This is a genomic window from Cupriavidus sp. MPR-AND1C, from assembly GCF_058809705.1.
Window position 1 is genome coordinate 21,494 of sequence record NZ_JBXASU010000078.1, and the last position, 13,202, is coordinate 34,695.

Here is a 13,202-nt window from a genome sequence, read left to right on the forward strand (position 1 = left end):
ATGGCGCCGCGCGCCATGCGGCGCCGCTTCGACTTGACGGGAGAGTGCAATGGCCAAGCATCCGTTTTCCCAATTCCCCGAGGACGAACAACGAGAAGTCGTGGCCCTGTGCACGCGGCTCGGCTTTGTGACGGAGGACTTCGAGATCACCGACGAAGGCTTCCAGCCCGATGACGGCGACCCGGCGCAACGCCAGATCAGCGTGCGGCGCCCCGCGACGGACGCGCAGAGCGCCTATGATGCGAGCGAAGGGGCTGGCTGGATCGAGGAGTTCGAGAGCGATCTCGAGTGCGGCCTGTTCGGGCAACCTTCGGGGCAGGCGCCAGCCTAGTGTCCGCGCATCGGCGCGGCGTCCTGCCGCGCCACAAAAATAATCTGGAGACAATCTATGCAGCAGGGTTTGCCGGCTGGCGTGTCAGCGCTTGTGCGTTCTTTCTGGCCATCTTTTCCGTCTGCCTTCCCGTCGGGTTTTGCCTCGTCGTCACCGGCCGTGCATGCCGGCCGGCGCCGGCAACTTGCCGCATGGCTCGCCACCGCGCTCCTTTGCCTGCCGGCGTTGGTCGCGGCACAGGCCGTGGATAGCTATCCCTCCAAGCCGATTCGCGTCGTGGTGCCTTATTCGGCGGGCGGCGGCGCGGACAACGCCGCGCGCGTCATCACCGCTCAGATGAGCGTGCTGCTCAAGCAGCAGGTGGTGATCGACAACAAGCCGGGCGCGAGCGGCACCATCGGCGCCGCGGCGGTCGCGCAGGCGCCGGCCGATGGCTATGTGGTGCTGTACGACGCGTCCACTTTCGTTGTCAATCCGGCGCTGCGCAAGCTGCCGTTCGATGCGGCCAAGGATTTCCTGCCGGTTTCGCTGGCGGTCACGGCGCCCAATATCCTGGTGGTGCCGCCCAACGCTCCCTACAAGACAGTTGGCGAGTTTCTCGGCTACGCTCGTCAGCATCCCGGCAAGACAACCTACGCGTCGTATGGTCCCGGCAGCCCCGCGCATATGATTGGGGAACTGCTCAAGAGCCAGGCCAAGGTCGACCTGCTGCATGTGCCGTACAAAGGCGGCGCGCCGGCGCTGACCGACGTGATGGGCGGGCAGGTCGATGCCTACTTCGCCAACGCGGCGTCGGGCTTGCCCTATGTGAAGGCCGGCAAGCTGCGGGCGCTGGCGGTGACTTCCGCCAAGCGCATGCCGGCGTTGCCCGACGTGCCGACGTTGGTGGAAAGCGGGCTGGCGGGCTTCGACGTGCTGGAGTGGAATGGTTTCTTCGTGCCCAAGGGCACGCCGCCGCAGGTGGTGGCGCGGTTGGCAGCGGCCGCGCAGGCCGCGGTCAACGATCCCAAGGTCCATGCCCGGCTGCTGGATCTTGGCGTGGTGCCGGTCGGCAGCGGTCCGCAGGCCTTCGGACAATTCCGGCAAACCGAGCTGACGCGCTGGGCGCGGCTGGTCAAGCAGAACGGCATTGCGATCGAGTAGGGGGAGGTTGGATGGGTGGGATGCGGCTGCGGGGCTTGGACCCGCAGCGGTTCCGCCGCCGGGCGCGGCATTACGATGCCGAAGCACGATGCATCGAAGAAGGTAGACGCAAAAATGGAAAAGGCCCGCAATTTTCTTGCGGGCCTTTCACATTCTTTGGCTCCCCGAGCTGGGCTCGAACCAGCGACCTGCGGATTAACAGTCCGTCGCTCTACCAACTGAGCTATCAGGGAACAGCTGAGAAAAGGATTTTAACCAGTTTCTCGTTTATCCGTCAATACCTGCGCTGTAATTTCTTACTGCCGGTACTGCGGAACTTCTGGCCCCGCCCCGATGTTCTGAGGCAGGGCCGCATTATAGAGGGTCTTTCAAGTTTATGCCATAAAAAAATCGCCCCGAAGGGCGATTTTTTGCGCCATGCACTGAGTCAGGCGCGGCCAGGCTCAGTCGAACACCGGCGAATCGACGCCGAGGATCTTGTGCAGCTTTGGCGAGGTGGTCGTGTACTGCATGTGGATCTTCTTCTCGGGGAAGATGTAGGGCGCGGCGCCGAAGGCGGCCAGCGCGGCTTCATGGAAGCCCGAGAGGATCAGCTTCTTCTTGCCGGGGTAGGTGTTGATGTCGCCCACCGCGAAGATGCCCGGGATGTTGGTCTCGAACTTCTCCGTGTCCACCTTGATCTGCTTGCGCTCCAGATCCAGGCCCCATTCGGCGATCGGGCCCAGCTTGGGCGACAGGCCGAAGAACACCAGCAGGTCGTCGAGCGGCAGGCGGCGGGTCACGCCGTCGGCGCCCGTCACCTTGATCTCCGTGAGCAGGCCGTCCTTTTCCTCGTAGCCGCTGATCTGGCCCACCAGGAACTGCATCTCCATCTGCTCGCACAAGTCCTTCATCTTGGCGACCGATGACGGCGCGGCGCGGAAGCCGTCGCGGCGATGGATCATCACCACCGATTCGGCCTTGCCGACCAGGTCCAGCGTCCAGTCGAGCGCGGAGTCGCCACCACCGACCACGACCAGGTTGCGGCCGTGGAAGCGGCTCGGATCCTTGACGCGGTAGAACAGCTGCTTGCCGTCGAATTTGTCGATGCCGTCCACCTTGACCGTGCGCGGCTGGAATGAACCCACGCCGGCAGCAATGAAGATGGTCTTGGTGATGAAGCGGGTGCCGAGCGAGGTTTCGACGAAGAAGCGGCCATCTTCGCGGCGCTCCACCACGGCCACTTCCTGGCCCAGGTGGAAGGTCGGCTCGAATGGCTCGATCTGCTTGAGCAGGTTGTCCGTCAGTTCCTGGCCAGTGCAGATGGGCACGGCCGGGATGTCGTAGATGGGCTTGTCCGGATAGAGCTCCACGCACTGGCCGCCAACCACCTTGAGGGAGTCGATCACGTGCGCCTTGATTTCCAGCAGGCCCAGTTCGAAGACCTGGAAGAGTCCGACCGGACCGGCACCGACGATCAGCGCGTCGATTTCCAGCGGGTGACCGCCGCCAGCGTTGCCGGCGGCAACGTGGTTGGTGGCGTCGGCGACGGGATTAGGGATGCTCAAGTCCATATTCGTCCTGATACGTTGTGGGCACAGGCGTGCCCGGCATTACGGGAAAGCGCGTGGGTGGGGACGGCTTTCTGACCTGTCTTTTGGTGTTGCAGGTATCAGCGTTGCAGGTACTGCAGCTTCTCGGCCGTGTCCTTCCATTCCTCGGCTTCGGCCAGCGGGGCCTTGGTCTTGGTGATGGAGGGCCAGTTGCGTGCCAGCTCGGCGTTCAGGTCGATGAACTGTTGCTGGTCGCCCGGCACGTCTTCCTCGGCGTAGATCGCGTTGACCGGGCATTCCGCCACGCACACCGCGCAATCGATACACTCATCCGGGTCGATGGCGAGGAAGTTGGGGCCTTCGCGGAAACAATCGACCGGACACACGTCAACGCAGTCGGTATAGCGGCAACGGATGCAGGATTCGGTGACAACGTGAGTCATTTCGGTTCCAGAAAAACGGGATCGGCTTCGATGGGAATGGATTTGGCCTGTTGTGCCTTGCTCATCACGCCGGTGCGGGTCCAACCCAGGGTTCACCGGGTTCACCATACGCGGCGCGAGCGAAGGCCGTGGCCTATCAAAGACCGATATTGTAGCTGAGCCATTACGCTAGGGTAGTCGCTCTATATAGCCAGATCAGACAGTTTTCTTATTTCTTTATGTGCATTTGATCCAAGGCAGTCGGCATCCCACTTGCCGATGTGCGTCTCTGGCCGGTGCGGCGTTGCCGTTGTATGCTGCGTGGGCTTGCCTGCGCGGTATTGCCGCGTGCCCAACCGAGTGAGGAGTGCGCCATGCCAAGACCAGTCCGGGAGTCGCCGCGCGGCCGCCGTTTCAGCCAGGCGGCGAGGGCCTTGCTCTGCCTGGCGGCGCTGGCCATGCCAGCCGCGCATGCGCAGACGCTGGCCAAGGCCGGACCGCCGGACAGCGTGGTGGCCCGCCTGATGGCCTGGCGCATGATGAGCGACAGGCCGGTATCCCTGAGTGCGCTGGCGCTCTTTGAGTGGGATGATTTCGGCGTGGTGGTCGAGGCGGCGGGGGAGGGCATGGCCAACTGCGGCCAGGCCGGCTTCCTGCCATGCGATGCCAGCCTGCAGCCCGAGCGCGGCGCGCCGGTGCAGGTGCTGGTGTTCCGTCGCGGCACGCAGCGGGTCTACCAGGAGCGCATCACGGCCCGTTCGGCAACCTTCGCTGAACCGCTGCCCGCCCAAGTGCCCCGGGCGCAGGCCACGCTGGTTGGCTGCCCTGGCTATCGCGGGCAGGTCCTGTGGTGCCTGCGCGGCAGCGCACGGGGCCGCCAGCCCGATCCTTTCCTCGATGGCGCATGAGGCCGGCGTGGCCGATGCGGCTTCATGGCTTGAGCGCCGCGCTTTCGGGTAGCATGACGCTCTGACCCGGCACTGCCGTTTGGCCCGACATGATCATTACCTCATTGCTCGACACCGACCTGTACAAGTTCACCATGATGCAGGTGGTGCTGCATCACTTCCCGGCGGCACAGGTCGAATACCGCTTCAAATGCCGTAACGCGGGGGTCGATCTGACGCCCTACGTGGACGAGATCCGCGAAGAAGTGGCGCAGCTCTGCCAGGTCCGCTTTACGCCGGACGAGTTGCAATACCTGCGCGAGCTACGCTTTATCAAGAGCGATTTCGTCGACTTCCTCGACCTGTTCCACCTCAACGAGAAATACGTGACGATCGCGCCCGCCGCTCCCGGCAGCGGTGAGATCGAGATCACCATTCGCGGGCCGTGGCTGCATACCATCCTGTTCGAGGTGCCGTTGCTGGCCATTGTCAACGAGGTCTATTTCCGCCGCACCCAACCGCAACCTGACTGGAGCGAGGGGCGCAAGCGCCTGGAAGACAAACTGGCCTTGCTGAAGATGCCTGCCCACGCGGACTGCGTGATTGCCGACTACGGCTCGCGTCGCCGCTTTTCGCGCGACTGGCAGGAAGAGGTGTTGCAGACCATGCGCCGAGTGCTCGGCCCGCAACTGGCCGGCAGCAGCAACGTGCATTTCGCACGCACGCATAACCTGGTTCCGCTCGGGACCATGGCGCATGAATACCTGCAGGCCTGCCAGGCCCTGGGGCCGCGGCTGCGCGACTCGCAGGTGTTCGCGCTGGAAGTCTGGGCCAAGGAATACCGTGGCGACCTCGGCATTGCCTTGTCCGACACCTATGGCTTCGACGCCTTCCTGCGTGACTTCGACCTGTACTTCTGCAAGCTGTTCGACGGCGTGCGGCATGATTCCGGCGATCCCATCGCCTGGGGCGAACGCATGCTGGCGCACTACGCCGCCGGCCGTGTCGACCCGCAGGGCAAGACGCTGATCTTCAGTGACAGCCTCGACATCCCGCGCGTGATCGAACTGTACGAACGCTTTGGCGGGCGCTGCCGGCTTGCCTTCGGCGTGGGCACCAACCTGACCAACGATCTTGGCTACACGCCGCTGCAGATCGTCATCAAGATGACCCGCTGCAATGGCCAGCCAGTGGCCAAGCTGTCGGACACGCCCGAGAAGACCATGTGCGATGATCCAGCCTACCTCGCGTACCTGCGGCAGGTGTTCGGCATCAAGGCGCCGGCGTAGCGCTCAGGTGCGATGCAGGCGCGCCGTTGCTGCAGCCCCCCAGATCCCTAAGCCTCCAAGCCTTCAACCTCCGGAAACCGACCATGGATACCACCTCCGCCCGCGATCGCATCTTTGCCCGCATCCGCGCCGCCCAGGGCCGCGCGCCCGGGGTGAGCAACGGCGAGCGCGCGGCGGTGGCTGATTACCTCGCGCGCCATCCCGCCGGCCCCCGTCCGCCGGCGCCGGTGGACCGGATCCAGGCCTTCCAGGAACAGGCGCAGAAAATGGCCTCCACGGTGGAGCGGGTGGCCACGATGGCCGACGTGCCGGGCGCGGCCGCGCGCTACCTGGACAGCCTCGGCCTGGCGCGCCGTGCCGTGGCCTGGGACAGCCTGGCGGCACTGGACTGGCAAGGGCAGGGCTTGACAGTGGCGTGCCGCCCGCCCATCCGCGATGCGCAGGCCGATCACGACCATGGCGACATGGTCGGTATCACGGGCTGCTTTTGCGCGATCGCCGAGACCGGCTCGCTGATGCTGCTGTCCGGCCCGCAGACCTTCGCTTCGGCGGCGCTGCTGCCGGAGACGCATATCGCGGTGGTGCCGGTCTCGCGCATCGTCGATGGCCTGGAAGACGCCTTCGCGCTGGTGCGCAGCGAGCGCGGGGAGTTGCCCCGTGCCACCAATACCATCAGCGGGCCCTCGCGCACTGGTGACATCGAGCAGACCATTGTGCTCGGCGCGCACGGCCCATACCGCGTGCACGTGATCCTGGTCGAACAGGACTGAGCGCGGCAGCCCAGGGCGTCCGGCATTGGTGGAGCCGCGCGGCGATTGCTTTACACTTGAGGGTCTCGCCGCGCGCCTGCGGCCCGCTTGCCGGGCCACTCGGGCTCGTGCGCTTTCTCCGCTCGCGGCCGCCTTCAGGCCCGGGTGACGCAATCCGATACAAGGAGATCCCGCCCGATGCGACGTGCCCCCGCACTGCTATTCCCGCTGGCCCCGCTGTTGTTCACCCTGCTGTTCATGCTGGCGCCGAGCCTGGCCCATGCCGCCGATCTCGACGGGGCCACGCTGTCGCCAATGTGGGCGTTGCCCTTCGCCGGTACCTTGCTGTCGATCGCGCTGTTTCCGTTGATCGCGCCGCGCTTCTGGCATCACCACTACGGCAAGATCATCGCAGCCTGGGCAGTGCTGTTCCTGGTACCGTTCGCGCAGGCCTTCGGCATGCATGCCGCCGTCGCCAATGCCGTGCACGCGCTGCTGTCGGAGTACATCCCCTTTATCGCGCTGATCGCCGCACTCTATATCGTGGCCGGCGGCATCTGCGTGCGTGGCAACCTGCATGGCACGCCGCGCCTGAATACCGGCCTGCTTGCGCTCGGCACGGTGCTGGCCAGCCTGATGGGCACCACCGGCGCCGCCATGCTGCTGATCCGGCCGCTGCTGCGCGCCAATGACAACCGCAGGCATGTGGCGCATGTGGTGGTGTTCTTTATTTTCCTGGCTGCCAATGCGGGTGGCGCGCTGACGCCGCTGGGCGATCCGCCGCTGTTCCTGGGTTTCCTGAAAGGCGTGGATTTTTTCTGGACCCTGCGCAACATCCTGCCCGAGACGCTGTTTATCTGCATCGCACTGCTGGTGATTTTCTATTTCGTCGATCGCCACTACTACCTGAACAAGGAAGAAGAGTTGCCGCAGGCAGCGGACCCCACACCCGATTCCGCGGGCATCCGCATCGAAGGCAAGCGTAATTTCGTGCTGCTGCTGGCGGTGGTGGGCTTGGTGCTGATGAGCGGGCTGTGGACGCCCGGTATCGAATTCAACGTGATGGGCACCATGGTCGGCCTGCCGGCGGCGGTGCGCGATGTGTTGCTGGTGGTGGTGGCACTCGTGTCCCTGCTGATCACGCCGATCACGGCGCGCACGGGCAACGAATTCAACTGGGAACCGATCCTGGAAGTCGGCAAGCTGTTCGCCGGCATCTTCCTCACCATCATTCCCGTGATCGCCATGCTCAAGGCCGGCACCGACGGCGCCTTCGCCAGCGTGATCCGCATGGTCAGCGATAGCGGCGGCCAGCCCATCGACAGCATGTATTTCTGGGCCACGGGCATTCTTTCGTCTTTCCTGGACAATGCGCCGACCTACCTGGTGTTCTTCAACACCGCAGGCGGCGACCCCGCTACGCTGATGACGCGCGACGCCTCAACGCTCGCAGCCATCTCGGCCGGCGCCGTCTTCATGGGCGCCAATACCTATATCGGCAACGCGCCCAACCTGATGGTCAAGGCAATTGCCGAAAGCCGCGGCGTGCGCATGCCTAGCTTCTTCGGCTACATGCTGTGGTCGATCTGCGTGCTGGTGCCACTGTTCCTGGTGATGACCTTTATCTTCTTCCACGTGTGAGTGTGAGCATGACCAAGCCTTCCGTTCTCGTGACCCGCGCCGTCTTTCCCGAAGTGATCGACCGGCTCGCGCAGTACTTCGACGTCGACGACAACCAGCCGGACGTGGCGCTGGACGGCGCCGCGCTCAAGGCGCGCCTCGCCGGCAAGGCCGGCGTGCTGGCCAATGCCGCGGACCGCATCGATGCCGGCCTGGTAGCCGGGCTGCCGGCCTTGCGCGCAGTCTGCAACATGGCGGTGGGGTACAACAACCTCGATGTACCGGCGCTGACCGCCGCCGGGATCGTGGCCACCAATACGCCCGATGTGCTGACCGAGACCACGGCCGATTTCGGCTGGGCCTTGCTGATGGCGACCGCGCGCCGCGTGACCGAGTCCGAGCACTGGCTGCGCGCTGGCAAGTGGGAGCGGTGGAGCTACGACATGTTCCTCGGCATGGACCTGTACCGCAGCACGCTCGGCATCCTTGGCATGGGCCGCATCGGCCAGGCCCTGGCACGCCGCGCCGCGGGGTTTGGCATGTCGGTGCTCTATCACAACCGCAGCCGCTTGCCCGAGGACACCGAGCGCGTGTTGAACGCGCGCTATGTCAGCAAGGCCGAGCTGCTGGCACAGTCCGATCATCTGCTGCTGGTGCTGCCGTATAGCGCGCAGAGCCATCACAGCATCGGCGCGGCCGAGCTGGCGCAGATGAAGCCGTCGGCCACGCTGGTCAACCTGGCGCGCGGCGGCGTGGTCGACGACGCTGCGCTGGCCCGGGCGCTGCGCGAGGGGCGTATCTTTGCTGCCGGGCTCGACGTGTTCGAGGCAGAGCCACAGGTCCATCCCGACCTGCTGACGGTCCCCAACGTGGTGCTGACCCCGCATATCGCCAGCGCCTCGGAGAAAACCCGCCGCGCCATGGCGGATCTGGCCGCCGACAACCTGATCGCCGCGCTCGGCGTGGGGCCGCAGGCAGGGCAGCCGCCTTCGGTGATCAATCCCGAAGTGATGGCGCGCCGCCGCTGATCCTCTCGCCGCCAACACCTGCCAACCTATTCATGACTTTGATTTCCCTGTTGACCCTGGCCCTTGCACTGGCAGCCGTGCTGCTGCTGGTAGTGTTGCTGCTCCGACCCCGCGTGGCACAGGACGGCGCCGGTCCGGAGCTGCTGCGTCAGCTCGCCGATCTGCGCGCCGAAGGCGCGCGCGGCAATGAGCGCCTGGAGCGTGAGCTGCGCACCGAGGTGACTGAGAGCGCGCGCGTCGGCCGTGGCGAAGCCGGCCAGCAGATGATGCGTTTCCAGCAGGCTCTGTCCTCGCAGCTCACCAGCATCGCCACGCTGCAGAACAACCAGATCGACATGTTCGCGCAGCAGCTTGCCAAGCTGACCGAGTCCAACGCCCAGCAGCTTGAGCAGGTCCGGCAGAACCTGTTGCAACAAGGCCAGCAGGCGCGAGACGAGCAAGGCAGCGCGCTGCGCCGATTTGGCGACGGGCTGCAGCAGCAACTGGCGCAGATGTCCGAGGGCAACGAGCGCCGCCTGGGCGAAGTGCGCGCCACGCTGGAGCAGCGGCTCAAGGAGATCGAGGTCAACAACGCGGCCAAGCTTGAGGAGATGCGCCGCACCGTCGACGAGAAGCTGCACGCCACGCTGGAGCAGCGGCTGGGCGAGTCCTTCAAGCTGGTCTCGGACCGGCTCGATCAGGTGCACCGGGGCCTTGGCGAAATGCAGGCGCTGGCCCAGGGCGTGGGCGACCTCAAGCGGGTGCTGACCAACGTCAAGTCGCGCGGGACATGGGGCGAAGTGCAGCTGGAGATGCTGCTGGAGCAGGTACTAACCGCCGAGCAGTACGCCAAGAACGTGGAGACGGTGCGCAATACTGGCGCGCGCGTGGAGTTTGCGATTCGCCTGCCGGGCAAGGATGCTGCCGGCGGACAGGTGTGGCTGCCCATCGATGCCAAGTTCCCGAAGGAACAGTACGAGCGCCTGCTCGACGCGCAGGAGCGCGGCGATGTCGATGGCGTGGCGCTGGCCGGGCGCGAACTGGAAGCCGCGATCAAGCGCGAGGCCCAGACGATCTCCGAGAAATATGTGTCGCCACCGGCGACCACGGACTTCGCCATCCTCTTTCTCCCCACCGAGGGGTTGTATGCCGAAGTCTTGCGGCGCCCGGGGCTGGCCGACCTGTTGCAGCGCAATTTCCGCGTCACGGTAGCCGGGCCGACCACGCTGGCCGCGTTGCTTAACAGTTTGCAGATGGGATTTCGCACCCTCGCACTGGAGCGCCGCTCAAGCGAAGTCTGGGAGGTGCTGGGCGCGGTCAAGACCGAGTTCGGCAAGTTCGGCGATGTGCTGGCCAAGACCCGCGACACGCTGGAACGTGCTGCCCGCAACATCGAGCAGGCTGAGGTGCGTACGCGCCAGATGGAGCGCAAGCTGCGCACCGTGGAAGCGCTGCCGGGCGAGAACGCGCAGGAACTGCTTGGCCTGGCCGCCGTGGTGGATGACGAGACCGCGGGCGGTTGAGGGGCAAAGCGCGCTGGGCAAAAAAAAAGCGCATCGATTCGATGCGCTTTTTACGATCCGACGGCCGGCGGCTTCAGGACAAGTCGCGGATTGTCACCTCGATGCCGCCGAAACGCGCTGCCACCCAGTTGTAGGCCTTGCAGGCCAGCCACAGCAGGCCGAAACCGATCAGCGCATTGAGAATCAGTGCCGTGAAGACGGTGATGCCGGGCAGGTCGCCATAGCGGATAAAGGCCACGAACAGACCCAGCGAGACGATGGGTACCGAAAAGCACAGGTACACGAGCACGAGCGCGCGGGCGGTTTTGACCGGGTGGAGGTACGCAATCTCCTGATTCATGACAGCTTGGGCAGTAAGCAAAGTAATGTTGCGCAAGTGTATCCAATGGGGGAGGCGGCGCATAGTCCGGCACTCGCGGGGTACGGAAAACCGCCGATCTGCTTGCTAAACCCCGGCAAAACTGCTGCACAAAAACGACACAAAGGTGCAGCCGGCGTACCGTGGCGGCCTTTCTGCCAGCGCTTACATCAGCCCGTCGAACAGCATGACTTCGACCTCGTCGCCGGCGGCGACCATGCCCTGTTCGTGCCCTAGCACGATGAAGCAATTGGCCTCGCTCATCGAGCGCAGCACGCCCGAGCCCTGCTGCCCGGTGATGCTAACCTGCCAGCCGCCCTCCGGGGCAGGCGCCAGGATGCCGCGCTGGTACTCGGTGCGGCCAGGTTTCTTGCGGATAGCCTGGGCGCTGCGCACGCGCATCAGCGGCAGGGGTGCCACCTTGGCGCCCATCTGGCGGTGCAGGGCAGCCCGCACGAAATGATAGAACGTCACCATCACCGCCACGGGGTTGCCCGGCAGGCCGAACAGCAGCGCTTCGTGGCCGTGGGAAGCGATGCGGCCGAAGGCCATGGGCCGGCCGGGGCGCATGGCGATCTTCCAGAAGGTCACATCGCCAAGCTGGGCCATGATCTGCTTGGTGTAGTCGGCTTCTCCCACCGAGACGCCGCCCGAGGTAATGACCGCGTCGGCGTTTTCGCACGCGCTGCGCAACGCCGCTTCGAGCGCGGCGGGATCATCGTGCACCACGCCCATGTCGATCAGGTCCACGTTCATCCGCCGCAGCATGCCGTGCAGCGTGTAGCGGTTTGAGTCGTAGACGCAGCCCGCATCGAGCGGCTCGCCAATGGAGCGCAGTTCGTCGCCGGTGGAGAAGAACGCCACGCGCAGGCGGCGCCGCACCTTGACTTCGGCCACGCCCAGCGACGCCAGCAGCCCGAGGTCGGCCGGCTGCAGGATGCGTCCGGCGGCCAGTGCCGGCTGGCCGATGGCGAGGTCTTCGCCCCGCAGGCGGCGGTTGTCGCCTGCCCGTACCGCCTTGGCATCGAAGCGAATCAGCTCGCCCTCGACGTCGACGAATTCCTGTGGAATCACGGTGTCGCAGCCGGCCGGCATGATGGCGCCCGTCATGATGCGCGCTGCCTGCCCGCGCGCAACCGCTTGCTCGCAGGCAGCGCCGGCGAAGGCGCTGCCGACCACAGCCAGGGCCATGTTACCGCCCGCGGCCAACTCGCTGCTGGAGAACGCATAGCCGTCCATGGCAGAGTTGTCGTGCGCAGGCACGTTCAGCATGGAGATGACGTCTTCGGCCAGCACGCGGTCGAGCGCGGCGCGCAGGGCGACCTGCTCGGTGCCGCGCACCGGCTCGACCAGCTCGCCGATGATCTGGTTGGCCTGTGCCACCGGCAATGCGCCGGGATCGTAGTCGGACAGGCAGGAAATGACGGATTGTAGTGATGGCATGGACCGTTCCCGGGGGCAGCGGCCTGGTTTGGGTTGTCAGCGCGCTTCGAGCGTGCGCAACTCATCCAGGGTATTGATATTGGCGAAGGCGCCGGCGTCTTCGAACAGCACTTCGGCCAGGCGGTGCGAGGCGGCCCAGGTTTCGATCTTGCGGCCGCCGCCGTTGAGGAAAGCCACCAGGCCGTCGAGCGCCGTGACCGGCATCAGGCAAAACACCGGCTGGACCTGCCGGCGGCCATCCGCGTCGATGGTGACCGGGATGGCCATCTCGGCGTCTTGCGCGTCTACCGCGCTCGCCAGGCGCGCGGCCAGGTCGGATGGCAGGAAAGGCGAGTCGCAGGGGGCGCTCAGCATCCAGCCCGTCTGGCACTGTTCCAGCCCGGCCAGCATGCCAGCCAGGGGGCCGGCGAAGTCCGGCACCGAATCGGTGACCACCGGCACGCCGAAGGACTCATACGCGGCCAGGTTGCGGTTGGCGTTGATCAGCATGCCGCCGGTCTGCGCGGACAGGCGCAGCAGCGTATGCATCGCCATGGGCGCGCCGCGAAACGGCTGCAGGCCCTTGTCGGTGCCGCCCATGCGGCTGCCCCTGCCGCCGGCCAGGATCAGGCCGGTAATGTCTTCGCGAGAAATCATCGGGGGATGGGAGGATAGGGTGATGGGTTGGGCGGGACGGCTGTCGTCAGCCGCCGATATAGGACATCTCGATCTTGTTCTCGGCGCGCGCCTGGCGCACCGCGGGGTCGCTGCGCTGTTCGGAGTAGTGATCGGTGCGGCCTTGCCAGACCCCGGCAATGGCGTTCGAGATTTCCAGGTCGCTATGCTCGCCGCGCAGCAGCGCGCGCAGGTCGTAGCCTTCGGTGGCGAACAGGCACAGGTAGAGCCGGCCTTCGGTCGA

General features: G+C 65.5%; 13 protein-coding genes, 1 tRNA gene and 1 pseudogene. 8 read left to right on the forward strand and 7 right to left on the reverse strand.

Annotated elements, in window-relative coordinates; translation table 11 throughout:
* Nucleotides 1-49 precede the first annotated feature (49 nt).
* The gene (locus tag AC1RWI_RS29615; RefSeq protein ID WP_043347959.1) at nt 50-331 is read left to right on the forward strand and encodes a hypothetical protein; all 282 of its coding nucleotides are present in this window, start codon (nt 50-52) and stop codon (nt 329-331) included.
* A 216-nt stretch (nt 332-547) separates the two neighbouring features.
* The gene (locus AC1RWI_RS29620; protein WP_492870097.1) at nt 548-1,474 is read left to right on the forward strand and encodes a tripartite tricarboxylate transporter substrate binding protein; all 927 of its coding nucleotides are present in this window, start codon (nt 548-550) and stop codon (nt 1,472-1,474) included.
* Between the two features lie 157 nt (nt 1,475-1,631).
* Here the strand turns inward: AC1RWI_RS29620 and AC1RWI_RS29625 are convergent.
* The 3 genes from AC1RWI_RS29625 to fdxA all read right to left on the reverse strand — a co-directional run bounded on the left by AC1RWI_RS29625 (nt 1,632) and on the right by fdxA (nt 3,449).
* Nucleotides 1,632-1,707: transfer RNA gene (locus AC1RWI_RS29625), tRNA-Asn, on the reverse strand.
* A gap of 210 nt (nt 1,708-1,917) precedes the next feature.
* Nucleotides 1,918-3,027 carry an NAD(P)/FAD-dependent oxidoreductase gene (locus AC1RWI_RS29630; RefSeq protein WP_492870091.1) on the reverse strand — a complete coding sequence of 370 codons (1,110 nt, stop codon included), beginning with the start codon at nt 3,025-3,027 and terminating at the stop codon, nt 1,918-1,920.
* A gap of 98 nt (nt 3,028-3,125) precedes the next feature.
* Entirely contained in the window at nt 3,126-3,449 is a 324-nt protein-coding gene (fdxA, locus tag AC1RWI_RS29635) for a ferredoxin FdxA (RefSeq protein ID WP_043347955.1), read from the reverse strand.
* 353 nt (nt 3,450-3,802) lie between these two features.
* Here fdxA and AC1RWI_RS29640 point away from each other — a divergent pair, with 353 nt between their 5' ends.
* From AC1RWI_RS29640 to AC1RWI_RS29665, 6 genes are all read left to right on the forward strand, one after another.
* Nucleotides 3,803-4,336: a hypothetical protein gene (locus tag AC1RWI_RS29640; RefSeq protein WP_043347952.1), complete on the forward strand. Its 534-nt coding sequence runs from the start codon at nt 3,803-3,805 to the stop codon at nt 4,334-4,336.
* An 89-nt stretch (nt 4,337-4,425) separates the two neighbouring features.
* Entirely contained in the window at nt 4,426-5,604 is a 1,179-nt protein-coding gene (pncB, locus tag AC1RWI_RS29645) for a nicotinate phosphoribosyltransferase (protein ID WP_043347950.1), read from the forward strand.
* Between the two features lie 83 nt (nt 5,605-5,687).
* On the forward strand, nt 5,688-6,374 hold the full coding sequence (locus AC1RWI_RS29650) for a LutC/YkgG family protein (RefSeq protein ID WP_043347947.1): 687 nt from the start codon (nt 5,688-5,690) through the stop codon (nt 6,372-6,374).
* Between the two features lie 177 nt (nt 6,375-6,551).
* A complete protein-coding gene (locus tag AC1RWI_RS29655; protein ID WP_492870092.1) occupies nt 6,552-7,994 on the forward strand; it encodes a sodium:proton antiporter in 1,443 nt (480 codons plus the stop codon).
* Between the two features lie 8 nt (nt 7,995-8,002).
* Nucleotides 8,003-9,001: a 2-hydroxyacid dehydrogenase gene (locus AC1RWI_RS29660; RefSeq protein ID WP_043347941.1), complete on the forward strand. Its 999-nt coding sequence runs from the start codon at nt 8,003-8,005 to the stop codon at nt 8,999-9,001.
* A 32-nt stretch (nt 9,002-9,033) separates the two neighbouring features.
* Nucleotides 9,034-10,503 carry a DNA recombination protein RmuC gene (locus AC1RWI_RS29665; protein WP_492870093.1) on the forward strand — a complete coding sequence of 490 codons (1,470 nt, stop codon included), beginning with the start codon at nt 9,034-9,036 and terminating at the stop codon, nt 10,501-10,503.
* A 73-nt stretch (nt 10,504-10,576) separates the two neighbouring features.
* Here the strand turns inward: AC1RWI_RS29665 and AC1RWI_RS29670 are convergent, their stop codons facing one another.
* The 4 genes and pseudogenes from AC1RWI_RS29670 to AC1RWI_RS29685 all read right to left on the reverse strand — a co-directional run.
* Nucleotides 10,577-10,843: a hypothetical protein gene (locus AC1RWI_RS29670; protein ID WP_006158586.1), complete on the reverse strand. Its 267-nt coding sequence runs from the start codon at nt 10,841-10,843 to the stop codon at nt 10,577-10,579.
* Between the two features lie 183 nt (nt 10,844-11,026).
* Entirely contained in the window at nt 11,027-12,304 is a 1,278-nt protein-coding gene (gene moeA, locus AC1RWI_RS29675) for a molybdopterin molybdotransferase MoeA (protein WP_492870094.1), read from the reverse strand.
* A gap of 36 nt (nt 12,305-12,340) precedes the next feature.
* On the reverse strand, nt 12,341-12,940 hold the full coding sequence (gene mobA, locus AC1RWI_RS29680) for a molybdenum cofactor guanylyltransferase MobA (RefSeq protein WP_043347927.1): 600 nt from the start codon (nt 12,938-12,940) through the stop codon (nt 12,341-12,343).
* A 46-nt stretch (nt 12,941-12,986) separates the two neighbouring features.
* Nucleotides 12,987-13,202 (reverse strand): annotated as a pseudogene (locus AC1RWI_RS29685) (GTP 3',8-cyclase MoaA); the annotation flags it as partial.